The 26427-nt window shown below is 33.5% G+C and carries 19 protein-coding genes; 10 read left to right on the forward strand and 9 right to left on the reverse strand.

All coding sequences use genetic code 11. The features are described from left to right. Positions 1-32: 32 nt before the first annotated feature. Positions 33-2321 carry a TonB-dependent siderophore receptor gene (locus tag B0A65_RS14115; RefSeq protein WP_074656621.1) on the forward strand — a complete coding sequence of 763 codons (2289 nt, stop codon included), beginning with the start codon at positions 33-35 and terminating at the stop codon, positions 2319-2321. A 192-nt stretch (positions 2322-2513) separates the two neighbouring features. After that, on the forward strand, positions 2514-3827 hold the full coding sequence (locus B0A65_RS14120) for an APC family permease (protein WP_074656619.1): 1314 nt from the start codon (positions 2514-2516) through the stop codon (positions 3825-3827). A gap of 134 nt (positions 3828-3961) precedes the next feature. Here the strand turns inward: B0A65_RS14120 and B0A65_RS14125 are convergent, their stop codons facing one another. Beyond that, positions 3962-6598, reverse strand: a complete 2637-nt coding sequence (locus B0A65_RS14125) for a valine--tRNA ligase (RefSeq protein ID WP_074656617.1) — start codon at positions 6596-6598, stop codon at positions 3962-3964. Between the two features lie 264 nt (positions 6599-6862). Between B0A65_RS14125 and B0A65_RS14130 the strand changes: the two genes are divergently transcribed. Then, complete coding sequence (locus B0A65_RS14130) at positions 6863-7243, forward strand: DUF1573 domain-containing protein (protein ID WP_074656615.1); 381 nt, start codon at positions 6863-6865, stop codon at positions 7241-7243. Positions 7244-7335: 92 nt separating this feature from the next. Here the strand turns inward: B0A65_RS14130 and B0A65_RS14135 are convergent, their stop codons facing one another. The 5 genes from B0A65_RS14135 to B0A65_RS14155 all read right to left on the reverse strand — a co-directional run bounded on the left by B0A65_RS14135 (position 7336) and on the right by B0A65_RS14155 (position 15131). Next, entirely contained in the window at positions 7336-7812 is a 477-nt protein-coding gene (locus tag B0A65_RS14135; RefSeq protein ID WP_074656614.1) for a hypothetical protein, read from the reverse strand. 96 nt (positions 7813-7908) lie between these two features. Then, positions 7909-10038, reverse strand: coding sequence for an OmpA family protein (locus tag B0A65_RS14140; protein WP_074658266.1), 2130 nt, complete (start codon positions 10036-10038; stop codon positions 7909-7911). A 10-nt stretch (positions 10039-10048) separates the two neighbouring features. Next, complete coding sequence (locus B0A65_RS14145; RefSeq protein WP_074656612.1) at positions 10049-10984, reverse strand: PorP/SprF family type IX secretion system membrane protein; 936 nt, start codon at positions 10982-10984, stop codon at positions 10049-10051. A gap of 32 nt (positions 10985-11016) precedes the next feature. Beyond that, positions 11017-13644 (reverse strand): gliding motility-associated C-terminal domain-containing protein, encoded by a 2628-nt coding sequence (locus B0A65_RS14150; RefSeq protein WP_074656609.1) that lies wholly within the window; start codon positions 13642-13644, stop codon positions 11017-11019. A 161-nt stretch (positions 13645-13805) separates the two neighbouring features. Beyond that, positions 13806-15131, reverse strand: coding sequence for a PDZ domain-containing protein (locus B0A65_RS14155; RefSeq protein ID WP_074656607.1), 1326 nt, complete (start codon positions 15129-15131; stop codon positions 13806-13808). 122 nt (positions 15132-15253) lie between these two features. Here B0A65_RS14155 and B0A65_RS14160 point away from each other — a divergent pair, with 122 nt between their 5' ends. From B0A65_RS14160 to lgt, 7 genes are all read left to right on the forward strand, one after another. Further along, the gene (locus B0A65_RS14160; RefSeq protein ID WP_074656604.1) at positions 15254-16450 is read left to right on the forward strand and encodes a pyridoxal phosphate-dependent aminotransferase; all 1197 of its coding nucleotides are present in this window, start codon (positions 15254-15256) and stop codon (positions 16448-16450) included. A gap of 151 nt (positions 16451-16601) precedes the next feature. Then, positions 16602-17348, forward strand: coding sequence for a hypothetical protein (locus tag B0A65_RS14165; RefSeq protein ID WP_074656601.1), 747 nt, complete (start codon positions 16602-16604; stop codon positions 17346-17348). Between the two features lie 123 nt (positions 17349-17471). Then, positions 17472-18143 (forward strand): GTP cyclohydrolase I FolE, encoded by a 672-nt coding sequence (gene folE / locus B0A65_RS14170; protein ID WP_072975704.1) that lies wholly within the window; start codon positions 17472-17474, stop codon positions 18141-18143. A gap of 77 nt (positions 18144-18220) precedes the next feature. Then, positions 18221-18586 (forward strand): four helix bundle protein, encoded by a 366-nt coding sequence (locus tag B0A65_RS14175; RefSeq protein ID WP_074656599.1) that lies wholly within the window; start codon positions 18221-18223, stop codon positions 18584-18586. 60 nt (positions 18587-18646) lie between these two features. Beyond that, positions 18647-20125 (forward strand): cysteine--tRNA ligase, encoded by a 1479-nt coding sequence (gene cysS, locus B0A65_RS14180; RefSeq protein ID WP_074656597.1) that lies wholly within the window; start codon positions 18647-18649, stop codon positions 20123-20125. A gap of 21 nt (positions 20126-20146) precedes the next feature. Then, positions 20147-20386, forward strand: a complete 240-nt coding sequence (gene yidD, locus B0A65_RS14185) for a membrane protein insertion efficiency factor YidD (protein WP_074656595.1) — start codon at positions 20147-20149, stop codon at positions 20384-20386. Between the two features lie 67 nt (positions 20387-20453). Further along, positions 20454-21386, forward strand: coding sequence for a prolipoprotein diacylglyceryl transferase (lgt, locus tag B0A65_RS14190; RefSeq protein ID WP_074656592.1), 933 nt, complete (start codon positions 20454-20456; stop codon positions 21384-21386). 285 nt (positions 21387-21671) lie between these two features. Here the strand turns inward: lgt and B0A65_RS14195 are convergent, their stop codons facing one another. From B0A65_RS14195 to mdh, 3 genes are all read right to left on the reverse strand, one after another. Then, positions 21672-22046, reverse strand: coding sequence for a hypothetical protein (locus tag B0A65_RS14195; protein ID WP_074656590.1), 375 nt, complete (start codon positions 22044-22046; stop codon positions 21672-21674). Positions 22047-22227: 181 nt separating this feature from the next. After that, on the reverse strand, positions 22228-25200 hold the full coding sequence (gene secDF / locus B0A65_RS14200; RefSeq protein WP_074656587.1) for a protein translocase subunit SecDF: 2973 nt from the start codon (positions 25198-25200) through the stop codon (positions 22228-22230). A 226-nt stretch (positions 25201-25426) separates the two neighbouring features. Beyond that, entirely contained in the window at positions 25427-26362 is a 936-nt protein-coding gene (gene mdh / locus B0A65_RS14205) for a malate dehydrogenase (RefSeq protein ID WP_074656586.1), read from the reverse strand. Positions 26363-26427 lie beyond the last annotated feature (65 nt).

Raw genomic sequence — 26427 nt, forward strand, 5'->3', positions numbered from 1 at the left:
AAAATTATTTTTATTAAATCTAAATAAAGAACATGAAACATAGTTTACTACTTGCATTATCCTTTTTAAGCTTTGCAGCTTATAGCCAGGAATACACAAGTGCAGAAAACACTTCTACTGCAAATGATACTGTTAAAAATAAAAAGGGAGAGGTCCTAAATGAAGTATTAATTACGCCAAATAAACCTAAAAAACCAGTTGAAGCAGCACGTTCAGGTATTAAAGTTATGGATCTGCCACAAAGCGTTCAGGTTATTGGCAGCGAAGTAATAGAACAACAACAAGCTATTAGGTTAAGTGAAGTAGTAAAAAATCTAAACGGTGTATATGTAGGATCTGCTCGTGGTGGTGCGCAAGAATCTTTCTTTTCAAGAGGATATGATATGAGCGCCAATAATATGTTTAAAAATGGTTTTCGTTATAATGCAGGTTCAATCCCAGAAGTTTCCTCTTTAGAAAAAGTTGAATTCTTAAAAGGAGGTTCTGCTTTATTATATGGAAACGTTGCACCGGGTGGAATTATGAACTTAGTTACTAAAACACCTAAATTTACTCCGGGTGGTGAAGTATCTATGCAAATGGGAAGCTATTCTTATTACAAACCGTCTGTTGACTTTTACGGACCATTAAATAAATCGATCGCATACCGATTTACAGGATCTTATGAAAACTCTGAAAGCTTTAGGGATTACGTTAAAAACGAACGTATTTATATCAACCCTTCATTCTTATTTCATCTTTCAGATAAAACCCAAATTACATTACAAGGAGATTACTTAAGCGCCGACTGGACTCCGGATTTTGGTACCGGAATCTATGGAAAGACAATATTAGACTTACCGCGTAACGAATTTTTTGGAGCGTTGTGGTCTACTGCCAATACTAAATCTTCGAGTGCTTCTTTATTGTTTAATCATGATTTTAATAAAAACTGGAAGTTAAATTTTAATTCTTCTTACCAATCTTACAGAAGAACACAAACCTCTACAGCGCAATTAAGTACAATTGATGCCAATGGAAACTGGAAACGTGGATTAACAAAAGCTGACGGTGCCGAACAAATCTTTGGTGATCAATTAAGTTTACAGGGAAATTTTAAAACAGGAAGTATCAAGCATCAAATATTTACCGGAGTTGATTACGAAAATTCTATTGCTCCTACTTATACTTTTGGTTTTTATGCAACGCCCAATTCTACAGTTGCTTTTCCAACCGAAGCGACTGCAATAAATCTTTATACTTATGATTATAGTACACAGAGCCGTGATATACCTTACCCAACGAGAGCAAACAAACTAGCGACAACAAATACACAGCGCTTTGGTGCTTACGCTCAGGATTTAATTTCGGTTACGAAACATATAAAAGTTTTAGCAGGATTACGTTGGTCATGGCAAGAAAGTGATGTTACTACTTCAGATGAAGTACCAGACACTGCAAAAAAAATTGTTAAAATTCCCCTTAAGGATGCAATACCTGTAACTGGTCCTAAAACTATAAACAGTGCTTTTTCTCCTAAAGCTGGATTAGTAGTACAGCCAACAAAAGATTTATCTTTATTTGCTAGTTATTCCAACTCTTTTACTCCAAATACAGGAACAACCGTAGATTCAAAACCATTAGATCCATCAATTATAGATCAATATGAAGTTGGTGTGAAAAAAGATTTCTTTAGAGGTCTTTTAACTACAAATGTAACGGTATATCAAATATCAAACAACAATTTAGCACAAACAGCTCAATATCAATCAGATGGTATTACACAAAACGTTAATACCAATCTAAAAGAATTGGTTGGGGCTACAAAAGGAAAAGGAGTTGAAATAGATATTACCGCTACGCCTTTAGAAGGATTAAACATTATGGCTGGTTATAGTTTTAACGAAACCAAAGTATCTAAATCATCCGGAACAAGCGGTAGCCTTGTTGTTGGAGATGTTTTAGCAAGAACGCCAAAAAACACTGCCAATTTGAGCTTTTTCTATAAAGTACCTGCCGGTTTATTAAAAGGAGTAACTTTTGGAGCTATCGGAAATTATGTTGGTGACCGTACCGGAGGTTGGAATGATGATTATTTATGGACTCCTGTTGTACCTGCAACCAATCCTCCAACTTATGTAGTTACTATTAGAGACCGTGATATTCCGTTAGAAGGATACGTTACTGTAGATGCTTCTCTTGGGTATGAGTGGAAAAAATTCTCGATTTTATGTAGACTTTCAAACATAACAAACGAATTGAATTACACTGTTCACGAAAATTATAGTGTGAACCCTATCGCGCCTCGTCAAATCATGACAAGCTTACGATACAAATTCTAAAAATTTGAATTAGATTTTAATACGCCAAAGCTTTTACTGACTTTCATTTTTGAAAACAGTGAAAGTTTTAGCTTTTAATTTTATACCTAAACCTCATTTCGCAATAGATGAGGTTTTTTATTTTCAGTTAAAAAAGTGCTCTAAATATCTTTACTTTTGCTAAACATTCTAATTTCAACAAAACACAATTCTATGTCAGATTCCAAACCAAACCAATTAAAAAAAACGCTTGGATTAAGTTTTAACATTGCAGTATTAATTGGAGGAACAATTGGAGTTGGAATTCTGCGAACGCCCGGAGCAATTGCGGGAATGTTAGATAATTATTGGCTTATTATCTCTTCCTGGCTTTTTGGCGGTATTTACGTTTTGATTGGCGCTAATTCATATGCAGAATTGGCCACTATGCTTCCAAAAGCTGGAGGATCTTACAATTATATTAAAAGAGCTTTTGGGGAATATGCCGGTTTCTTATCCGGTTGGTTTGATTACATTACCAATGCTATTCCGCCTGCTTTTTATTGCATTGTGATCAGTGAATATTTAATCATTTTGTTTCCGGCTTTAAAAAGCTATTCTACAGTAATGGCAATTTCTCTTTTGGTTGCTTTTGTATTGTTGCATTTAAGTGGTGTAAAAAATGGGAGTGTTATTCAACAAATTACCAGTTTTTTAAAAGTTATCTGTTTTGTATGTTTGGTTGTGGCTTGTTTTATGTATTCTGGTGTACAAGTAGCTCCGATTCCGAGAGACAATTCATTTTTTCAAATTGGACTTATATTCGGCTTTTTTAAATCGCTACAGCTTATCATCGGAACTTATAATGGCTGGAACAGCGTTTGCTTTTTTGCAGAAGAAAATGACGATCCAAGCAAAAACATTCCAAAATCATTGTATAGCGGTGTGCTTTTGGTTATTGCTATTTATGTTTTGGTCAATGTTGCCTTTTTCCATGTTTTGTCAATTGAAAAAGTAGCAAAATCTAATTTAGCAGCGGCCGATGTTGCCAATATTATCTTCGGAAAAAATGGTGCTATTATCGTAACAGTAATTTCAATTTTCTCTTTGATCAGTATTCTGAATGCTTTTATGATGATTCCACCAAGAATTTTATATGGATTAAGCCGAGATGGTTTTTTTACTAAAAAAGGGACTAACGTCAACAAAGGCGGAACTCCAATTACGGCGCTATTAGTCTCTTCGGTATTTAGCTTATTTCTGATTTGTATTGGTTCGTTTGAAGTTTTATTTTCGTTTGCAGCCTTTACTTCTATCATTGTTTGGGGACTGGCTTATTGCTCGCTCATAAAACTAAGAAATTCAGAACCTGATCTAGCAAGACCTTATCGTTCGGCTTGGTATCCCTGGAGCACTATTTTAGCAATTGTGGCTTCTGTTGCTTTGCTTGCTGGTTTTATTTACAGTGATCCTAAAAGTTTTGTAATTATTGTTGGAATTACGATTATTTCCTATCCTTTGTTTTTGGTTTTGAAGAGAAAGAGGTAAAATGTAAAATAGCCCCAAATTCACGAATTATCTATTTAAAATTTGTGAATTCGTGGCGAAAATTTATCTCAAAAAAAACCCGACAGGTTTTTAAAACCTGTCGGGTTTGCATTTTAAAAAAGACTCGTTTATTCTTATTTCAAACCAGAAATACTTTGCTCAATTGTAGCAATCTTCGCCAAGGCGTCTGCTTCCTTTTGTCTTTCATTTGCCAAAACTTTTTCCGGTGCTCCGCCAACGAATTTCTCGTTTGATAGTTTCGCCTGAACCGATTTTAAGAAACCTTGTGTATAAACCAACTCTGCAGTCAGTTTTGCAACTTCAGCTTCAACATCAATATTTCCTCCCGAAATCGGAATGAAATATTCATTTGATTTTACACGGAAAGATAACGCTCCGTCAACTTTAGCCGAAACATATTCGAAAGCTGAAATATTCCCTAGTTTCGTTACGATGGTATCAAAATAAGTCGAAAGATTCTCGCTGTTGATTGCTTTCAATTCGATAGCATCTTTAAACGGAATATTTTTATCTTTTCTAATCGTTCTTATTCCTGAAATTACTTCAATTGTACTTTCAAAATCAGAGATCAAACTCGCATTAAACGGTTTTAATTCTGGCCAGGTTGAAACAATTAAAGCTTCTTCCGGAGTTCTTTCTGCCAATATCTGCCAAATTTCCTCCGTTAGGAAAGGCATAAAAGGATGAAGTAATTTCAAGTTACTTTCTAACATTTCAATTGCTTTATCAAACGTTGCTTTATCAATTGGTTGTTGGTATGCCGGCTTGATCATTTCTAAAAACCAAGAACAGAAATCATCCCAAACCAATTTGTAAATTGCCATAAGAGAATCTGAAATTCTGTATTTCTCGAAATTATCTTCAATATCAACTAATGTTTGCTGCAATTTTGCTTCGTACCATTCGATTGCTACTTTTGATGATTCCGGTTGTGGAATAGTTTCTGAAACTTCCCAACCTTTAATCAATTTAAAGGCATTCCAAATCTTGTTTGAGAACGCTTTACCCTGATTACATAATTCTTCATCAAACATAATATCGTTTCCTGCAGAAGCACTTAAAAGCAATCCAACACGAACTCCATCAGCTCCAAATTTCTCAATTAAATCTAAAGGATCAGGAGAATTCCCTAATGATTTAGACATTTTACGACGTTGTTTATCACGAACTAAACCAGTCAAATATACATTTGTAAATGGTTTTTCGCCTGCATATTCATAACCTGCAATAATCATTCTCGCAACCCAGAAAAATAAGATATCCGGACCTGTTACCAAGTCATTTGTTGGATAATAATATTTGTAATCTGCACTTTCCGGATCCATTATTCCTCCAAAAACTGACATTGGCCATAACCAAGAGGAGAACCAGGTATCTAATGCGTCAACATCCTGCTTTAAGTCAGATGTTGTAAGTGAGTTGTTAGATGTTCTTTCTTGTGCTAATTTTAGCGCGTCTTCGATATTTTCAGCAACTACGAAATCTTCTTTTCCGTCTCCATAATAATAGGCCGGAATTTGTTGTCCCCACCATAATTGGCGAGAGATATTCCAATCACGGATATTGTTCAACCAATGCGCATAAGTATTTTCGAAACGTTTTGGGTGCAATTTAATATCGCCGTCAACCAAAACAGATTTTATTGCCGGTTTTACTAAATCTTCCATTTTCAAAAACCATTGGTCTGATAATCTTGGTTCAATTACAGCTTTGGTTCTTTCAGATGTTCCTACTTTATTCAAATGGATTTCGGTCTTCGCCAAAGCTCCAATTTCTTCTAATTCTTTTGCAATTTCAGTACGAACAACAAAACGATCTTTTCCCTGATAATGTAATCCGAAGCTGTTTAATGTAGCATCTTCATTAAAAATATCAACGATTTCAAGATTGTGCTTCTCTCCTAGCGTTTTGTCATTCATGTCATGCGCCGGAGTTACTTTTAAACATCCGGTTCCGAATTCAACATCTACATATTCATCTTCGATAATCGGAATTACTCGACCACAAATAGGAACGATTGCTTTCTTCCCTTTTAAATGTGTAAAACGTTCATCATTCGGGTTGATACAAATAGCAGTATCTCCAAAGATGGTTTCCGGACGCGTTGTTGCAATCGTTAAGAAATCTTCTGAACCTTCAATTTTATATTTTAAGAAAAATAATTTTCCTTGTTGTTCTTCGTAAATAACTTCCTCGTCAGATAAAGTTGTTTTAGCTTCAGGATCCCAGTTTACCATTCGGTATCCTCTGTAAATTAATCCTTTGTTATATAAATCAACAAATGATTTAATTACAGATGCCGACATATCCGGATCCATCGTAAATTTTGTTCTTTCCCAGTCGCAGGAAGCTCCTAGCTTTTTAAGCTGATCAAGAATAACTCCACCATATTTATCTGTCCATTCCCAGGCATGTGCCAAAAATTCTTCGCGGGTTAAATCATTTTTATTGATTCCTTCTGCTTTTAATTTTGCTACAACTTTAGCCTCAGTTGCGATTGATGCGTGATCCGTTCCCGGTACCCAGCAAGCGTTGAAACCTTTTAGACGCGCTCTACGAATTAAAACATCCTGAATTGTATTGTTCAACATATGCCCCATGTGAAGGACTCCTGTCACGTTTGGCGGTGGAATTACAATTGTATAAGGTGTTCTATGATCTGGCTCCGAATGAAAATAGTTATTTTTCATCCAGTAATCATACCATTTATTCTCGATCGTTTTAGCGTCAAATTGTGCTGGAATTGTCATTTTAGGTTGTTTAATCGTTTAACTGTTTAATCGTTTATTTATTGAACTCTTTACTTGTTTAAAATTTAATTTAAAACCTTTCTAAATCGCTCAATCGATTAAACGAATTAACGATTAAACAATTAAACATCAAAAGTGGTTCAATTTTTGTAATTATAACTGACAGCAAAAGTAAATAATTAAAGACACTATAAAAAGCGAATTATAAATTTGTGTGTTAATTAAAAGAATGTATATTTACTTACAACTTAAAATAATTTCAAAATGAAAAATGTTGCCTCTTTTATTGCAATCGTATTGTTTAGTGCAATGGGTTACGCACAAAATGGTCCGAAAATTGAATTTGCGGCTCAGGACAATACAATTGATTATGGAAAAATTTCTAAGAGTGATAATGCAGTTCGTTCTTTCGAATTTACAAACACTGGAGATGCACCACTATTAATTTTAGGTGCCGAATCTACAGTAAGCTCTATTATTGTTACCAAACCTTCTGCTGCGATTGAGCCAGGAAAAAAAGGAAAAATTGACGTAAAATATAATATGGCCGCTGGTCCTATTCGTAAAACAATTACAGTAGAAACGAATGCTATTAATTATCCTGATGGCCGTATAGCCTTAAAAATTAAAGGTGAAGTTTTATAAAAAAATTAAATCTAAAAATAGTAAAGCCGCTTTCTTAATAAGAAGCGGCTTTTTTTATGTGTCTTTTTTAAATTATATAAGACCTATTTCTATTATTCGCAGTTTACGCTATTAAATTTATATTTCACGTTTTCAAAATCAATTGGTTTATCTTTTACCAAATAAGTAACGCCCATCGTGGTTTGCATAGTTCCATTACCTAAAATAAGTTGCTTGTCTTTTTTCAAAAGCGCCATTGGATTTTTGAATTTTGTATCTTTATGTTCCGTATCTTTAAAGGTATAATCTATAAATAAGGTATCACCTTTAAATTCTCCCGCAATTTCTCCCGTTCTTTCAGGTGCATTAGCGACTTTCATTATCATACCTCCGCCGATCTTTCCGTTTTTTAAAGTATACAAATCCAGATCAATTGTATCTTTTTCATATATCGCTTTATAACATTCCGTTTTCACAACCTTTTCACCTTCAGCTTTAGCGGCTTCAAGCTCTTTTTGTTTTTCATCATTTTTACAACTTTGGAATCCAATGCAAGCTAACAGCAAACAAAATGGGATTAGTTTTTTCATAGTTTATGTTTTTTAATTGATTGTAATAAAATTAAATAAAAAAGAAGCCAAAAAAAAGGCTTCTTAATTAAAATTGAATTTTTGACTCGACGAATTTTATAAATTCTTAATTACGAATTCACTACGTCTGTTTAATTCGTGATCTTCTTCTGAACAGGCATCATCTGTTTTACATTTGATAATAGGTACAGACTCTCCATATCCTTTGGCTGTAACTCTGCTGGCATTTATACCAGATTGAATAATAAATTCTCTGGTAGAATTGGCTCTTTTTTGAGATAACTCCTCGTTGAATTTCTCATTTCCGCGAGAATCGGTATGGGAACCAATTTCGATTACCATTCCGGGATATTTGTTCATTAAAGCGACAACCCTTCCTAAAACAACTTTTGATTCTTTACGGATGTACCACATATTGTAATCAAAATAAATTGGATCCGTCTTGATAATTAGGCGCCCTTTATCTTTTATGACATCTTTTTCCTGTGTCATAATCTGATTTTCCTTTTCTTTTTTTCTGGCCTCTCCTGCTACAATTTCATCTGCTTTAGCCTTTTTTGCTGCTTCATTTAGGGCAATAAGAGCCAGTGCTTCTTTATCTCTTTTCTCTTTTTCCAGACGAATTTCTTCTTTTCGTTTGTCCTCAGCATTTTTTTGTTCTTCTAACTTAATGGCATCTAAAGATTTTAATGCCAATGAACCATCGTTGGTTACATTTCTGGTTTTTCCAATTTCCAGCGTTCGTGATTCGTTGGTGTATTTTTCTTTAAAAGCAACAATCGTATAAGAGCTTTCGCAGGCAACCGTAAAACTAAATTTCCCATCTACTGAAGTGTTAGTTGTATTTAAAGCCTTTTTAGCAGCATCCTGCAATATTACAGTAGCATTTTCAAGTACCAAATGAGTATCGACATCTGTAATTGTTCCGGCAATAAACTGTTTACAATCTTCAACAATTAAATCTTTAATTTCTTTGAATTGATAAATATCATCGCTTCCTTTTCCGCCTTCTCTGTTGGATGCAAAATATCCTTCTTTAGTATCAGAATCGATATTAAAAGAGAAATCATCCAAATTAGAATTTAAAGGCAAACCAATATTTACAGGTTCCGAGTATTCATTTCCATTAATATCCGAAACAAAAACATCCAAAGATCCGTAACCTAAATGTCCGTCAGAAGAGAAATATAGTTTGTTGTCTTTTGAAACAAAAGGAAATTGTTCTCTTTTATCAGTATTAACAAGTGGTCCTAAATTTTTTGGTGCATCAAATGCTCCTTTATTAATATTTACTGAATAAATATCAAAAGAACCAACACTCCCTGGCATGTCTGAAGCAAAATACAATACTTTTTCATCGGTGCTAAGAGCAGGATGTTCTACAGAATAATTTGGACTATTGAATGGAAGTGCTATAATATTTGTCCATTTTCCATCCACTAATTCGGCTTTAAAAATTTGAAGATTCGAAATCTTCTCATCATTTTTCTTTTTAGTTCCGTTTTTAGAATAATTACGTGTAAAATAAATTGTTTTACCATCCTTAGTAAAAACGGCATTTGCCTCATGCATTCCGGTCTTTAATTCGTCAGCAAAATAACTTACATTCGGTTCTGAAGCGTTAATTTCACTTAAAGGAACAGTAACCAAATTCAAATACGTTTCATTATCCCACTTAAATTTTTTATCGAACAAACCAGGTTTTAATTTTACGCCGGCAAAAACTAAATTACTCTTATATTTTACAGCACCAAACTCTGAATTTGGCGTATTGATTGCCAGGTTTTTTATCTCAAATCGGTTTCCAATTGCCGAAACGTTCTCTAATTCATGAAGCTCATTTTTAAAATAAACAGAATCTCTGCTATTTGTTGATAAGGCGTAGTATTGTTTTAAAACTTCATTTGCATCTGCATATGTATTACTCGCTTTTAATGTTTGAGCATATCTGAAATAATATTCACGATCGAGATCTTTTCCATACTTTTGAAATAAAAGCCTGTAGTAACGCTGTGCTTTTATCAAATCATTGGTATAATAATACGAATCTGCTAAATTTTTAATTACTTCCTGAGAAGGTTTTTCTTCGGCCAGCTTTTCATATAAAATAATTGCTTCACTGTAAAAGGTCTTATCAAAAAATCTTTTGGCTCTCGCCACATCTTTATCCTGGGCGTTTATAAACTGTATTGAAAATACGAATATAATAACTAGTAGTTTTTTCATATTTTTCATTTTAAAAGAATCTAGGTGATTTATCATATCCTTTTCCTAATAAATCTAAATCAAACAACAGCATAATTTCATGTGTCCCCGAATTGAATTGCCCTAAATTGGAAATTGTATAATCGTAGGCATAGCCAATTCTTAAAGAAGGTGTAACGTTTATATTTGCCAAAGCACTAAAAGAATCATTAATTCTGTAAGCGGCACCTAGTTCAAACTTTTCGTTATACAAAACATTAGCTGTAATATCTACAGCAACCGGAGCCCCTTTTACGAATTTTGCCATTGAGGCCGGTTTTATTTTCCACATATCATTTACCTGAAAAACATATCCGGCGGTTAAGTAAGTATGAATTTCTTCAGATCCGTAAGCGTTTAATCCTGATTTTTCTTCGATTTGTTTTGACTTTAATAAATTTGGAGCCGATAATCCAACATAAAAATTATCCCTAAAATAATATGCCCCTATTCCAATATTTGGTTTGGTCACATTGATATTTTCTGCGAAAGCGGCATCAGTCGCCGCACTTCCACTTTGTAAAATAAAACCATTAAAATTACTTTGCAATGCTGAAAATCCAGCTTTAAGACCAAGTGAAAGTTTATTTTTTCCTCCTAAATTAAGTACATAAGCAAAATCTGCGTATGCATTATTTTCCTTTTTGGCTCCATCTCCAATATCATCAGAAACCAAAGACAAACCTACTTCGATTTTATCACTTAAAGCAGTATGTCCGAAAAAAGTAAACGTTTTTGGAGAACCAACAGCACCAACCCATTGCGTTCTGTACAAGCCTCCAAAATTCATCATTAAAGGAGTTCCTGTTGCATATGCAGGATTGATCACACTCATATTATACATATAATGGGTGTATTCCGGATCTTGCTGTGCCGAGGCTGTGATTATATAAAAGAGAAAACTTATATAGAGTACTATTTTTTTCATTTGAAAATTATATTAAATAATGTAAAACGGAATTATCGATTTAAATAAAGACGACCCTGTATAGGCGCTTTGTTGCCTTTATTAAAATGGATAACATAAAAATAAACTCCATTTGGCGCAGTTCCGTGGTTAAGACCTTGCGTTTCATAATTTACTCCATCCCAACCCGGTTTATCTTTTCCGCCCCTATACATACCATTTCCATATCTATTAAAAATTTCGATTTGGTAATCTGGAAACAAAAAGTCAATATTCGGAATAACAAATACATCATTTACACCATCTCCGTTTGGAGAAAATCCATCTGGAATAAAGAAATCTGGTGGCACTACATCGCAGTCAGTTAATGAAACAATAACTTCGGTGTAATCATAAGAAAGACAATTTTCTGTCGTCGAGAAGTCAAATCCATAATATTTTCCTTTATCAACTAAAGCAGTTGTTGGAGATAATATACTTCCATTTTTTGGCGCATCATACCAAACAACTGATGAAGGCACATTTGTGTTATTTGATAAACTTGCAATTGTTGGAGCATCTAATCCACAAAAATTTTGCCCATCCGGATTTAATTCAGGAGCAGGTGTGTCTTTTAATGTAACCGTAATCATTGTTGCTGATGAAGTACAATTTAAAGAGGTTTCTGTAACATAATAGGTTTCTTCTTTTAAAAGATAAGTATTTGCAAGAGGAGTCGTTAAGGATGCTGAATTATACCATTTATACTGAGCTCCATTGGGGAATAAATTAGCTACAGTAGCACCTTCTGATTTACAAAAAGACTGATTCGCTGCCGTTGGTGCAACAGGAATAGGATTTAATGAAAAAGGATCTGCTACACCTGTTATAGATACACCACAGGTTGTTGCATTATTGGTCAAATTGGTAACTGTTGCAGTTGTAGAACCGGTATTTACAAGTAAACCAGCAGGAACTATAAATGTTGAATTTCCGTTTGTAGTGGTTAATACAACCGTTTGAACTGTTGCTGTATTAGCTCCTGAAAGTACATAAGACAATGTAACATTCGTTAGACTTCCCAATCCTGAAACGGAAGCCGTAACAGGTGAACCAAAGCAGACATCATTAATTTGTATTCTTAAATTTGGTACGTTTGGTAACGCATTAATAAGTATAGTACTTTTTAAATCTGCACTGTTTGTACAACCTGAAATTACATGTGTAATATTAGTAATCTTTATTTCTCCTGTACCACTTTGAGAATTTAAGATAGAAGGCATTGTAAAACTAGTACTTCCTCCAGAAAATGTAACTCTTGCTAGTTGAGAAGAAGCATTATTGGCACCTGAAACATTGTATAAAATATCGAAATCACCATCAATAATTTTTGTAGCATCAGAAATAGTTACTACTGTACTGGTATTTTGACAAGTCGTTATGGGTGCAATTTTCGCTCCCGTTAAGTCCGGAATTGGATAGATGCTTAGAATATCTGATAAATTGTTGATGGTATTTTTACAAGCTCTTTCACTATTTACCGCATAAATATCATTAATACTTACAGTAAAATTTCCAACTCTCTGAAAATATTCTGATTTTATCGGAAAAATAAGTACCCCATTAGTAAAATTTGCCAAAATCGTTTCTGATCCTCCGTTTGGTCCTGAAACATTAAACGCGACATAATAGCTACCATTAGGAATAGCTGCCGCACCTTTAGTAATCGTTACAGAATAGGTGGCTGTTGAAATTTCTGTTTCACAAATATCAGAATCAACCGTAACTTTGGCTCCTGTAAAATCAAGTTTTCGTTCTAATCTGATTCTGATTGAGGTCGACTCATTAGGACAAATTGGATTTGGCGAAGCAACACTATAAGTAAAAGAGTAATCTCCTGGTCCTAATCTGTTGAATATTTTTTGTAAATCAATATTATGATCTCCTACAGTGGTCAACTCTCCAGTATTACTATTATCTCTCCACACGCCACCTGCATCTTGTCCTGAAAGTGAAGTAAACAAATCATAATTGGTATAAGCAGTTAAACCATCACTCCCGCATAATGATAATCTATTAGCTGCTCCCGATTCAGGTGCCCTGAAAATAGTAACTTTAGCAGTTGATGACATGGCAGGACATGTACCTCTTGCAGGCATGGTATAAGTAAACTGAAAAGTTCCGCGCAAATTCTTTACAGCAAGATTGGAACCTATATTTTGATTTGTAGTATCATTGTGCCATTGTCCGTTAGAATGTGGTGCTAAATATTCACCATCAAAAGCAGAAAAGAGACTAAAGTTCTCAACTGAACTACAAACAGAAACGTTTGGAGATGAAACTCCAGAATATCCACCAATTGTAACGGTAACAGTCGCTGTATTATCAGGACAAAGTCCAATACCATCAACCGTATAGGTATAATGATAAGTACCGCTTTGGCGTATAAGTTGTGCATTTAAAATTCCTGTAGTTCCATCTAAACCTCCGGAATTGTTATCATCAGTCCACTCTCCAGCCGAAATAGGAGAACCTGTTAAAAATGAATATAAATTTACTGCTTGATTGGCAGGATCTGTAATGTTACAAATTGTAGTTTGACCATCTTCTCCCGCGCATTGTGCAAAAGTTGTTGTAGGTAGACATGAAAAAAAAACAAAAAACAAAATAACTCGTAAGAAATTAGCGTATTTTTTGGCCATAAATTATTATTTTGCCATAAACATAATAAAATAATAGCGCTGGTGAACTAAGATTTCCTTATTATTAGTAAAATTTTATAGAAATTCAAGCAAAATGCAAAAATGCTATTGATTATCATTAATATACCTTAAAAAAATACATTTTTTTTAATCACAATTTCTTACAATTCGTCTTCCAGTTTAAATCTAAATTTCAAAATCAAACTATTGCGTTCCACCTCCAAAATGATCCAAACATCCTCTTCAGATTTTAAAAGTGCATTTATTTGTTGTAACGAATATTTGTATGGTGTTGTCTGATTAATGCTAACAATAATATCGCCTGCCTTTAAGCCACATTTTTCAGCTGCAGAATGTTTTCGGATATTTACAATTTCATAAACAGGTTTTAATGAAAATTTATATCTGAAATCATTATTTTTATTGTCATTAAAACCAGCCTCACTCGGTGAAGTAACCACTCTGACAGTTTCTAAATGAACAGTCTCCTGAACCCATTGCAAGCCATTATGCTGCACAGTGATACCACTTTTATTATACGTAAAAGGCTCTGAGAATTTACTGTTTTTTTTAAGAAACATTTTTTTATCCTGATAATCTAAAATTACAGTAAAACGTTTTAAGACTTCGCCTCCAACAGAACCTATACGCCCCGGAACCATCTTTACATTTTTGATAGAACTTGAATCTGGAAAAGCAACTATTGGGTTTTTAAAGTCAAATTCATCAACAGAAAACTTAGCAATCTTAGCCCGATGTCCTTCTACATCTCCACTAAATCCTTTTCCCAAAAAATCAGGAAAATTCTTCTTCGGCAATTTAATTTTATCATTTTCAAAAATCCAAAAAGCATCACTGTTCCCGATATCTATAAGTAATTTAGCCGGAATATTAACACTGTCAACAACCGCATTTGCAAGAATATAAGGTTTCGATCTTTCAATAGTAATAGGAACCGCCTTAAAACTTCTGTCTATTCTTTTTTGATTTTTTTCGTTATTGGTATGTATAATGACCTTTTTCTTCTGATAATTAACTTCGACTAAATTGTTTTTAAAAAATTGATAACCAATAATACCATTTACAGGAATTCCAATATGAGAAGATAAATTAAAGCTTTGATCCAGAATAATATACAATAAATGATTATGAGATTTTAAGCCATGTGTTTCCAACGTGTTATTAGTTGACTTTAAACCCTCAATTTCTTGTTCACTGCCTAATCCACGAAGTTTAATTTTTTCAACATTTTTAAAACTAACCTCTTTTTTTTCATCCATACTAAACAAGATGGTTTCTTCGACACCTGAATCTAGCAAGAAATTCAACTCGATACCATTTACTTTTATCGGAATAAAAACTAAATTATTAATGAGTTTAAAAGGTATAACTACCTTAGTTCTGTGGTCTTCGATAGAGAAATCATCTTGCGCCAAAAGTGAAAAAGGTAAGAAAAGCCCAAAAAACAACATGAAATATTTTTTCATTGACAATATTTTAATATAAAATTAATAAAAATATTGATAATTGTTACATTTTCGTAAGACCCCATAATGTTTTCGTTAAATTGAAAAAAAAAATGCAAATTTGCACTTCAATAATAAAGCTCATGCCAACAATTTCGCACAAAGGCAGAAACATGCCCGAATCACCGATACGCAAACTTGCTCCTTATGCAGACATTGCAAAACAAAAAGGACGCAAAGTGTATCACTTAAACATTGGTCAACCGGATATCAAGACACCCGAAGTGGCCATCGAGGCGGTAAAAAATATTGATTTAACTATTATAGAATACAGTCCGTCTGCCGGATATGAAAGTTATAGAAAAAAATTAGCAAAATTTTACCAACGTCAAAACGTAAATGTTAACTCAGAAGACATCATCATTACTACTGGTGGCTCTGAAGCCTTATTATTTGCACTGGCCACAATTACAGATCCGGGAGATGAAATCATTATTCCAGAACCGTTTTATGCTAATTACCATGCGTTTGCATCCTCAACAAGTGCAACTGTAGTGCCGCTGGTTTCGACTATCGAAACAGCATTTGCTTTGCCTAGTATCGAGGAAGTTGAAAAGTTGATTACGCCAAAAACAAAAGCTATTCTGATTTGTAATCCTGGAAATCCAACAGGCTACCTATACTCTGAAACAGAAATTAAACAATTAGCCGGTTTAATTAAAAAACACGATTTGTATTTAATTGCGGATGAAGTGTATCGCGAATTTTTATACGATGGAGACGATGTTCATTTTTCTGTAATGAATCTGGATGATGTGCAACAAAACGTCATTATGGTAGATTCAGTTTCAAAACGCTATAGTATGTGTGGCGCAAGAATTGGCTGCCTGGTTACTAAAAATAAAGATGTTTTGGCAACTGTAATGAAATTCGCTCAGGCACGTTTAAGCCCGCCAACTATCGAACAAATTGCCTGTGAAGCTGCAATAGATACACCACAAAGTTATTTTGACGAAGTAATATCAGAATACAAAAGTCGTCGAGATACTTTAATTACTGAATTAAATAAAATTGAAGGTGTAATAGTAACGAAACCAAAAGGTGCTTTTTACTGTATTGCCCAATTGCCAATTGAAAATTCAGAAGACTTTGCACAATGGCTTTTAGAAAGTTACGATCTTAATGGCGAAACTGTAATGGTTGCACCTGCTGCTGGTTTTTATTCAACCCCTGGAATGGGATTGAATCAGGTACGTATCGCTTATGTTTTAAACAAAAAGGATTTAATTACGGCTGTAAACGTTTTAAAAGAAGCACTTATAGTTTATAATAAAAGATAAAAATTAAAAATATTCATTCTAAAATCTGTTTTAACGTAATGTTGAAACAGATTTTTTTTTGCCCTGTATTTTTCTAGAAAATAAAGCAATAAAAAAGTCTCAGTATTACTAGTTCTTAGTAAATTAGCTATAGAATTACAGACTTTTTATCATGAAAAAGTTAATTATAATACTGTTTCTCTTTCTGACATTAGTATCCTTTAAAAGTTCAGATGTAAAAGGTACTTTTAAAACTAAGTACACTTCTAATCTCCAGAACGAAGGGATAGCGTATTATCGAAAAGAAACTAACTATGCCTTTTCATTATTAAAAAAGCAAAAAAATAAGATCGATGTAGAACTCAGTACAAACGAAAAAGTACTAATCCTTTCTATTGCTTTTCCTGAGGTATTACGATACGATTCTTACTCTGACTACCTGGAAACATCCTCTAATAAAATTTTATATGTTAAGGAAGGAAAAAAAGGATCTGATTTTTCAACTGGCTATTTTCAGATGAAACCCTCCTTTATAGAAGATTTAGAAAATTATATAGCCAATAATGAAAATCTAAAGCAATACGACTGGATTCTTATTCAAAAGAAAGATGAAAAAGAAACCAGAAAAGAAAGAATAAACCGTCTGGGCAATTTTCAATGGCAACTTCGATATCTAAAAGTATTTTGGCATGTTGCTGAATATAAATATCAAAATATCGATTTTAAGACTACTCATGAAAAAATTCGTTTTTTCGCCACCGCCTATAATTACGGATTCACTAAACCTGACAAAGAAATAACTAAATACCAATTTGTACAAAAATTTTCTCCCGGGGAAATGACGGATACAAAGAAATTTGCCTTTGCTGATTTTTCCATTGATTTCATAAAGACCTACTCTTATTTTTTCAACCAATGAGTACTAATTTAAACTATATCTAAAAAGGATCGATTAAATAGTAAAAACGATAGAAAAGGTTTCCTTTTTATTAATTATCTTTACCGCCTTAAAAAGATATACCCATTATAATAGTAGTTTTTAATGATAAATAACGAAGATTTTTTAGACGAAATAGGAGACAATCATTTTAGCAGCAACGCGAAAAACCCTGTAAGACAGGATGCTTTTGACTTAACAGATGATGAAAAAATAGAAAAAATAAAAAAAGATGTTGAAAACATTCTACAAACACTTGGAATGGATTTGACAGATGACAGCATAAAAGGTACTCCAAACCGAGTAGCAAAGATGTTTGTAAAGGAGATTTTTGGTGGCTTAAACCCTTCAAAACAACCAAAAGCCTCTACTTTTGACAATAATTACAAATACGGTGAAATGTTAGTAGAGAAAAACATCACTGTTTATTCTACCTGCGAACACCACTTACTACCAATTATTGGTCGTGCCCACGTAGCTTATATTTCCAGCGGAAGAGTTATCGGTTTATCTAAAATGAACCGTATTGTAGAATATTATGCTAAAAGACCTCAGGTTCAGGAGCGTCTAACCATGCAAATTGTTCAGGAATTACAAAAAGCTTTAGGTACTGAAGATGTTGCCTGCGTTATTGACGCTAAACACCTTTGTGTAAATTCAAGAGGAATTAAAGATATCGAAAGCAGCACCGTAACATCTGAATTTGGCGGAAAATTTAAAGATCCTCAGACAAAAAGAGAGTTTTTGGATTATATCAAATTAGATACTCAATTTTAGTTTAATCGGTAAATCGTTAATTTGTTTAATCGGCTCGTCGAATCCCGATTAAACGGTTAAACAATTAAACAGCAAAGATGTATATTTTTTCCTTTGAAAAACTAGAGGTTTGGCAAAATGCAAGAATCTTCATTTTGGATATTTATAAATTAACTAGTAAATTTCCATCAAATGAAATATTCGGAATAACTTCTCAAATAAAAAGAAGTTCATCATCAATTGCAACCAATATAGCCGAGGGAACTTCAAGAAATACAAACAAAGACAAAGCTCACTTTTTAACGATCTCTTATTCATCAGCAATGGAAACTTTAAATCATTTAATTATTTCTAAAGATTTAAATTATGTTTCTGAAGTTGAATACAAAGATTCTCGTGAGAAAATTGAAAAAATTTGTAATCAGATAAATAGTTTAAAAAAATACTATCTTTCTAAAGAATAAGACTAGCAATAAAACGATTAAACAATTAAACAAATCAACGATTAAACAATAGAAACAAATATGCCTTTATATACAAGTCAACATCTAAAAATATACAATTCACTTTCGGGTGAAAAAGAAAATTTCAACCCAATTCATGAAGGAAATGTTGGAATGTATGTTTGCGGACCTACGGTTTATAGCAATGTACACTTAGGAAATGTGAGAACTTTTATGTCGTTTGACGTCATATTCAGGTATTTTTTACATCTTGATTACAAAGTACGTTATGTTCGTAACATTACAGACGTAGGACACATTGTAGACGATGTTGATGAAGGTGAAGATAAAATTGCCAAAAAAGCACGTTTAGAGCAATTGGAACCTATGGAAGTGGTACAACGCTATACGGTAGATTTTCATGACATCTTGAAGTCATTTAATTTCCTGCCGCCAAGTATTGAACCAACTGCAACGGGACATATTATTGAACAAATCGAAATTATCAAAAAAATCATAGATACCGGAATTGGTTACGAAGCCAACGGATCCGTTTATTTTGATGTTGTAAAGTATAACGAAACCAACAATTACGGAGTTTTAAGCGGTCGAAATATCGAAGACATGCTAGCCAATACCCGCGATCTTGATGGTCAGTCAGACAAAAGAAACCCGCAGGATTTTGCACTTTGGAAAAAAGCAGAGCCAGAACATATCATGAGATGGCCTTCGCCCTGGAGCGATGGTTTTCCGGGATGGCATTTGGAATGTACTGCCATGAGTACCAAATATCTTGGTAATCATTTTGATATTCACGGTGGCGGAATGGACTTAAAATTCCCTCATCACGAATGTGAAATCGCCCAAAACGAAGCTTGTACTGGTCAATCTCCTGTAAACTACTGGATGCATGCCAATATGCTGACTTTAAACGGAAAGAAAATGGCAAAATCAACAGGAAATAATATTTTACCTGGTGAGATTTTAAGCGGAGATAATAATATTCTAAGCAAAGCTTTTTCAGCATCTGTAACACGCTTTTTCATGTTACAGGCGCACTACAGAAGCATTTTAGATTTTTCTGATGACGCTATTGTAGCTGCTGAAAAAGGATATAAGCGATTAATGGAAGCTGTTGATGCTTTGCCGGCCATTTTAGCAAGTGCAACAAGCTCAATTAATATTGCTTCCTGGAAGCAATTATGCTACGATGCCATGAACGACGATTTCAATACTCCAATTTTAATTGCGCAGTTGTTTGAAGCCGTTCGCTATATCAATTTACTTAAAGAAGGAAAAGAAACGATCACTACCGAAGACCTTACGACATTCACAACAGCTATTAATGCTTTTGTTTTTGATGTTTTAGGTTTAAGCGATGAAAAAGCAGCTGATAGTAACAACGACAAATTAGAAGGCGTTGTAAACATGCTTATCGGAATGAGAAATCAGGCCAGAGCAGATAAAAACTTTGCACTTTCTGATCAAATCCGCGATCAATTAATTACTTTAGGAATTCAATTGAAAGACGGAAAAGACGGTACAACCTTTTCTGTATAATCATTCATTTTCTAATAAATCATGAAAGTAATCACTCCATTTGTTTTATTAGTACGTTTTTATCAGACCGCCATTTCGCCCTTTACACCAGCGTCTTGCCGTTTCGAACCAACATGTTCCAGTTATATGATTGAGGCACTGCAAAAACACGGATTATTTTATGGCGGCTACCTGGGAACGAAACGTATTTTGAGTTGCCATCCTTGGGGAAGAACAGGCTACGATCCGGTTCCGGAAAAGAAATGTTCGCACAAACATTAACTTTTAATAAAGACTTACTCTGCTTTAAATATTTATTTTTACAACCAATAAAAAAATACAATACTACATGACACACGCCTTAAACCTCGTTTGGAACCCTTCAGAAGGAATCAACTTAGGATTTTTTATGATTCGCTACTACAGTTTAATGTTCGTAATTGCTTTTGGTTTAGGATGGTTCCTAATGAAAAAGATTTTCGAACGCGAAAATGAATCACTCGAAAAATTAGATTCTTTATTTGTCTGGACTGTTTTGGCAACTTTAGCAGGCGCACGTTTAGGACATGTTTTCTTTTATGATTGGGAGTATTTCAGAAATCATTTACTTGAAATCTTTTTACCTTTCAGATTTGAACCAAAATTCGAATTTACAGGATACCAGGGATTAGCAAGTCATGGTGCTGCAATAGCAATCATTATTGCAATGTATTACTACAGCAAAATGATCTTAAAACGTCCTATGTTATGGATTTTAGACCGTGTTGTAATTCCGGTAGCAAGTGGTGCCATATTTGTACGTTTAGGAAATTTTTTCAACTCTGAGATTATCGGACACGAAACAACCTCCGCATTCGGAATTCGTTTTTTACATGACAAATTCAGTAAAGCTGAAGCCGTGAATGCAACTCAAATTGCAGATCCAAAAGAAGCTTATAATGCAATCGCACACGATCCAAAATTTGCTGAATTATTAGCACAGGTTCCTGCAAAACATCCAACACAATTATACGAAGCATTTTGCTACATTTTTGTATTTGCCATTCTATTCTTCTTATACTGGAAAACGAACGCAAGACTTAAAACAGGATTCTTATTCGGATTATTTTTAGTTCTTTTATTTGTCGTACGTTTTATTGTCGAATTTGTAAAAGAAAGCCAGGGCGGAATCGAAGAAGAATTAGGCTATTTCTCAACCGGACAATGGCTGAGTATACCTTTTATCATTATCGGTCTTTTCTTTATCATTAGAGCACAAAGAAATCCTTTAGCAACATCTTAAAAATTTAGATTCAATATAGTAATGCCCGATTTGTATCGGGCATTTTTTTTACATTAAAATGAACATTCCAGACTTACAATGGGTATAGCTTCTTTAATGTTTTTAGTAGCACAAATAATCGTTTTACAATAACCTTTAGTTCCCGCTGTCCGCTATATCTTTTTCCTGCTAAAGGAGCAGAAAAAAGGATACCGCTCCCATCGGGGCTAAATTAGAAATCTATTTTTCAAAATTACCAAAGAATTGGACTCTCGCGCCAGCATAGCTTTTTTTTAGAAAATAATATCATTTACTTTTTTCTAAGTAATCAATTGCCATTTTTCTTGTTTTATCATCTAAAACTTTATGATCATATGTCAGAATATCATAAACATCGTATGAAGCCCGTTTATAATTATATTTATTAGACATAATTAATGAATAATACAATAATCCCGTAACTTTTTGTTCTCCAATGTAAAGAATTCCCTTTAGTTCATTATATGCTATTGTATCTCCGCTAAATAAAACAAGTTTTTCTAAACTATCCATTAATTTTTGATTAGCTAATTTTTTTCTGAAAAAAGTTCCAGAGTTTTCTGTTGTCATAATTACTTTTGTCTCTTCCTTTTTTTCACATGAAAGTAATGAAGCTAAAACTATAATAATTTTCGATTTCATAATTATTTAAATAAAAAGTTCTTCCGTAAAATTCAACTACATTCTTATACTTTCAAGGAGACAAAATCATTCCAAGTCGAGCACTTAACTTTCTGTCCTTTTCCGTTGCTTTACAATCAAATTTAATCAAAAAAAAAGATCCAACTCTCGTTGGATCTTTTTATATATAACTAGTAGTTAATTATGCTTTATTATGTTTGTCTTCGATTGTATGTTTGTCATCGCTTGAAATCGTGTCAACCAATACTGGTGTAGCGATAAATAATGAAGAGTACGTTCCTACAACAATACCTACTAACATTGCGAAGATAAATCCTCTGATTGATTCTCCTCCAAAGATAAACATCGTCAATAATACGATAATCATCATTAATGAAGTATTCAATGTTCTAGATAATGTAGTATTAATAGAAGCGTTTACGATATCTTCAAAACTACCTTTACGGTTTCCAAGGATAAACTCTCTAATTCTGTCAAATACAATTACAGTATCATTCATAGAGTAACCAATAACGGTAAGAATCGCCGCAATAAAGTGCTGATCCATCTCCATGTGGAAAGGCATGAATTTATAACATAAAGAGTAAATTCCTAATACAAAGATCACGTCATGCGCAACAGCTGCAATCGCACCTAATGAATATTGCCATTTACGGAAAGAAATCATTAAGTATAAGAAAATAACTCCCATTGCACCAAGAACAGCCCAGTATGAGTTTGTTTTGATATCTTCAGAGATAGAAGCTCCAACTTTAGAAGATTGTAATACTCCAATTTTCTTACCATCAAAAGTATTGGTGAATTTATCATAAGTTACATTAGGGAAATATTTAGCTAATGCATCATATAATTTTTTGTTCACTTCCTCATCAACAGCAACCCCGTCTTCTTTAATTTTATATTTAGTTGTGATTTTCAATTGATCATCATCACCTAAAATTTTAGCTTCAACCGGAGTTCCAAAAGCAGCAGATAATTCATCAGAAACAACTGTAGCATCTACTGGTTTTTCAAATTTAACCTGGAAAGTTCTTCCTCCAACAAAATCAACACCTTCATCTAATCCATTTACGAAGAAGATAGAAATTAAACTTACTACCACTACAATAGAAGAGAAGATATAAGTGAATTTTTTGATTTTAATAAAGTCAAAGTGGAAATTAGTAAACCAATTTTTAGTAATATTAGTAGAGAAAGTCAAATCACCTTTTCCAGCAATATTTCTGTCAATGAAAATTCTTGCAATAAAAATTGATGTAAACAATGACGTTACAATACCAATTAATAATGTTAAAGCAAAACCTTTAATTGGTCCTGTTCCAAAAATAAACAAGATTGCTCCAGTTAAAACGTGAGTTACGTTCGCATCAATAATAGAACGCATTGCACCGTGCCATCCGTAAGAAGCAACAACAGCTTCAGACAAAGATTTACCTTCACGTAATTCTTCTTTTGCTCTTTCAAATATAATAATGTTAGCATCTACTGCAGTACCTAATGTTAATACGATACCTGCAATACCTGGTAATGTTAATACAAAACCAAAACTTGCCATAATTCCAAATAAGAATAATAAGTTCAATAATAAGGCAAGGTTAGCATACCAACCTGCTTTACCATAATAGAATACCATCCATAAACAAACTAATAAAAATCCAATTACTGATGAAATTGTACCAGCATCAATTGCAGCCTGACCTAAAGATGGTCCTACAACAGTTGATTGGATAATATCTGCAGAAGCTGGTAATTTACCTGCATTCAATACGTTTGCTAAATCTTTAGTTTCAGCCACATCAAAAGAACCTGTAATTTCAGATCTTCCTCCAGCGATTGGACCACTAGTAACACCAGGAGCAGAATATACAATGTTATCTAAAACAATAGCAATGTAACTTTTTTGAGAAAAAGCTCTACCTGTCAATTCTTCCCAAACTTTAGCACCCTGGCTGTTCATTTGCATAGAAACAGCTGGTTTTCCTAATTGGTCGAAAGTATCTTTTGCATCAGTAACAACACCACCGCTCATAGCAGGTACATTATCTCTGTTTCCTTTTAAAGCGTATAATTCAACAGCTTCAACTTCTTTTCCTTTAGCATCTTTTAAAGTAGTTGGTTTACTCCATACAAATTTTGCATTGTGTTGGTCAGCAGCCAATAAAACTCTAATTTCCGGTCTTTTGAAATATGCATTGATAGTAGCAGTATCTTTTGGAGCAAAGTAAGCTAAAACTGGTCCACCACCCTGACCTAACATTTTGTCAAATAACGGGTTGTTTCCTTTTTTAACATCAACAGAATCTTTAGCATCAGTTAATAAAGCATTCAATGAATCTTTAGCAACACTTTTAGTTTCTGTTTTCTTTACTTCAGTCTTTTTCAAAGCTTCGTTAGTAGCAACTAAGAAGTTTCCAATTTCTTCAACTTTATAAGTTTCCCAAAACTCTAATTGCGCTTTTCCACCTAATAATTTCTTGATTCTATCAACATCCTTAGCACCAGGAAGTTCAACTAGAATTCTTCCAGTTTCTCCTAATTTTTGAATGTTTGGTTGTGTTACACCAAATTTGTCAATACGCTCTCTTAATACTTTATAAGCACTTTCGATAGACTCATCAACTTTTTTCTTAATTACTTTTTGAGCTTGCGCATCAGTCATTTGGAAATCGATTCCACCTTCTCCTTGTAAACTTCTGTTTGCAAAAATATCTGGTGAAGCTAATTTTGTAGTTCCGTTTGAGTTCGCTTCAAATGCCTCAAAAAACTTATTTAAATAGGTTTTATTTCCTTCTAAATTTGCAGTCGCATCAGCTAATGATTTATTAAATACAGGATTTTTAGAATTGTTTGACAATCCTTTCAATACATCCTTAACAGAGATTTGAAGAATAACGTTGATTCCTCCTTCTAAGTCAAGACCTTTATTTAATTGTTTATTTTTTACTTCATTGTAAGTAAAATTTGTAAAACCAAGATTTAGTACCTCTACTTTACCAATAGAATCTAAATATTTTAGCTCTTTATCAGGATTGTCTCCTGCAAAAGCTTTAGCTTCACTTTTGACGCTGTTTGCCACAAAAGTGAACGAAAGTTGGTAAATACTTACCAATGCAAATAGAATTGCGAAAAATTTAATAAGTCCTTTATTCTGCATTATTACTAAAAATTAATTATGTTTTATTGTTTGTTTTTGTTTTAAAGTCCCATAAAATAAGCCCTGACATCATTTTTTAAAACTAAAAAACCAGATCACGAATTACAGCATTTTTTTTAAACCGAGCAAATATATAATTCTCGAAAAGATTAACCAATTTATTTATTAATTAATCTCAAAAAAAAGACTGCAAAAGTGCAGCCTTTTCCTTTTTTTACCAAATTCTTTATACTAAAATCGATTTTAGAGCATCATTCATCCCTCTAACTGCATCTGCACTTTTAGCAAACAAAGCCTTTTCCTGATCGTTTAATTGAATATCTAAAATTTCTTCTACTCCATTTTTACCTATAATACAAGGCACTCCTATACAAATATCGTTTTGTCCGTATTCTCCTTCAACAAATACCGAACAGGCAATCATTTTCTTTTGATCGTTTAAAATACTATCAACTAAATAGGCTACAGATGCTCCTGGAGCATACCATGCTGATGTACCTAAAAGACCCGTAAGTGTCGCACCTCCTACCATAGTATCAGCTGCAACTTTCTGCAATGCTTCTTCTGAAAGAAATTCTGTTACCGGAATTCCATTATAAGACGCTAAACGTGTCAATGGAATCATCGTAGTATCACCATGCCCTCCAATTACCATTGCTGATATATCATTTGCAGGCTTATCTAAAGCCAAAGACAAATAAGTTCTAAAACGAGAACTGTCTAAAGCACCACCCATACCAATAATTCTGTTTTTTGGTAATCCGGTAGCTTTTAAAGCTAAATACGTCATCGTATCCATTGGATTAGAAACAACAACAATAATAGTATTTGGCGAATGTTTTAATACATTCTCAGCAACTGTTTTTACAATTCCCGCATTAATACCTATTAATTCTTCACGTGTCATTCCTGGTTTTCTTGGAATTCCTGATGTAATTACTACTACATCACTTCCAGCTGTTTTAGAATAATCATTGGTTACACCAGATACTTTGGTATTAAAACCCGTATTAGTAGCGCATTGCATAATATCCAATGCTTTCCCTTCGGCAAAACCTTCTTTAATATCCAACAACACTACTTCGCTGGCAATTCCTCTATAAGAAATAACATCTGCACATGTAGCTCCAACATTTCCTGCTCCTACAATGGTAACTTTCATATTTTATACTTTATCGGTTATTAATTAATTTATTTTATAAACGACAATTCGTTTAATCGTTTAAG

Origin of the sequence: Flavobacterium frigidimaris, from assembly GCF_002217275.1 — a bacterium.
Classification (GTDB): Bacteria; Bacteroidota; Bacteroidia; order Flavobacteriales; family Flavobacteriaceae; genus Flavobacterium; species Flavobacterium aquidurense.

What these genes read in the sequence shown, in the direction of transcription:
- lgt (WP_074656592.1), top strand. Translation starts at nt 20,454, where the DNA reads ATGACACACGCCTTAAACCTCGTTTGGAACCCTTCAGAAGGAATCAAC.
- B0A65_RS14140 (WP_074658266.1), bottom strand. Translation starts at nt 10,038, where the DNA reads ATGAAAAAACTACTAGTTATTATATTCGTATTTTCAATACAGTTTATA.
- secDF (WP_074656587.1), bottom strand. Translation starts at nt 25,200, where the DNA reads ATGCAGAATAAAGGACTTATTAAATTTTTCGCAATTCTATTTGCATTG.
- B0A65_RS14155 (WP_074656607.1), bottom strand. Translation starts at nt 15,131, where the DNA reads ATGAAAAAATATTTCATGTTGTTTTTTGGGCTTTTCTTACCTTTTTCA.
- B0A65_RS14175 (WP_074656599.1), top strand. Translation starts at nt 18,221, where the DNA reads ATGTATATTTTTTCCTTTGAAAAACTAGAGGTTTGGCAAAATGCAAGA.
- B0A65_RS14130 (WP_074656615.1), top strand. Translation starts at nt 6,863, where the DNA reads ATGAAAAATGTTGCCTCTTTTATTGCAATCGTATTGTTTAGTGCAATG.
- yidD (WP_074656595.1), top strand. Translation starts at nt 20,147, where the DNA reads ATGAAAGTAATCACTCCATTTGTTTTATTAGTACGTTTTTATCAGACC.
- B0A65_RS14165 (WP_074656601.1), top strand. Translation starts at nt 16,602, where the DNA reads ATGAAAAAGTTAATTATAATACTGTTTCTCTTTCTGACATTAGTATCC.
- B0A65_RS14115 (WP_074656621.1), top strand. Translation starts at nt 33, where the DNA reads ATGAAACATAGTTTACTACTTGCATTATCCTTTTTAAGCTTTGCAGCT.
- B0A65_RS14120 (WP_074656619.1), top strand. Translation starts at nt 2,514, where the DNA reads ATGTCAGATTCCAAACCAAACCAATTAAAAAAAACGCTTGGATTAAGT.
- B0A65_RS14195 (WP_074656590.1), bottom strand. Translation starts at nt 22,046, where the DNA reads ATGAAATCGAAAATTATTATAGTTTTAGCTTCATTACTTTCATGTGAA.
- folE (WP_072975704.1), top strand. Translation starts at nt 17,472, where the DNA reads ATGATAAATAACGAAGATTTTTTAGACGAAATAGGAGACAATCATTTT.
- B0A65_RS14145 (WP_074656612.1), bottom strand. Translation starts at nt 10,984, where the DNA reads ATGAAAAAAATAGTACTCTATATAAGTTTTCTCTTTTATATAATCACA.
- B0A65_RS14150 (WP_074656609.1), bottom strand. Translation starts at nt 13,644, where the DNA reads ATGGCCAAAAAATACGCTAATTTCTTACGAGTTATTTTGTTTTTTGTT.
- cysS (WP_074656597.1), top strand. Translation starts at nt 18,647, where the DNA reads ATGCCTTTATATACAAGTCAACATCTAAAAATATACAATTCACTTTCG.
- B0A65_RS14160 (WP_074656604.1), top strand. Translation starts at nt 15,254, where the DNA reads ATGCCAACAATTTCGCACAAAGGCAGAAACATGCCCGAATCACCGATA.
- mdh (WP_074656586.1), bottom strand. Translation starts at nt 26,362, where the DNA reads ATGAAAGTTACCATTGTAGGAGCAGGAAATGTTGGAGCTACATGTGCA.
- B0A65_RS14135 (WP_074656614.1), bottom strand. Translation starts at nt 7,812, where the DNA reads ATGAAAAAACTAATCCCATTTTGTTTGCTGTTAGCTTGCATTGGATTC.
- B0A65_RS14125 (WP_074656617.1), bottom strand. Translation starts at nt 6,598, where the DNA reads ATGACAATTCCAGCACAATTTGACGCTAAAACGATCGAGAATAAATGG.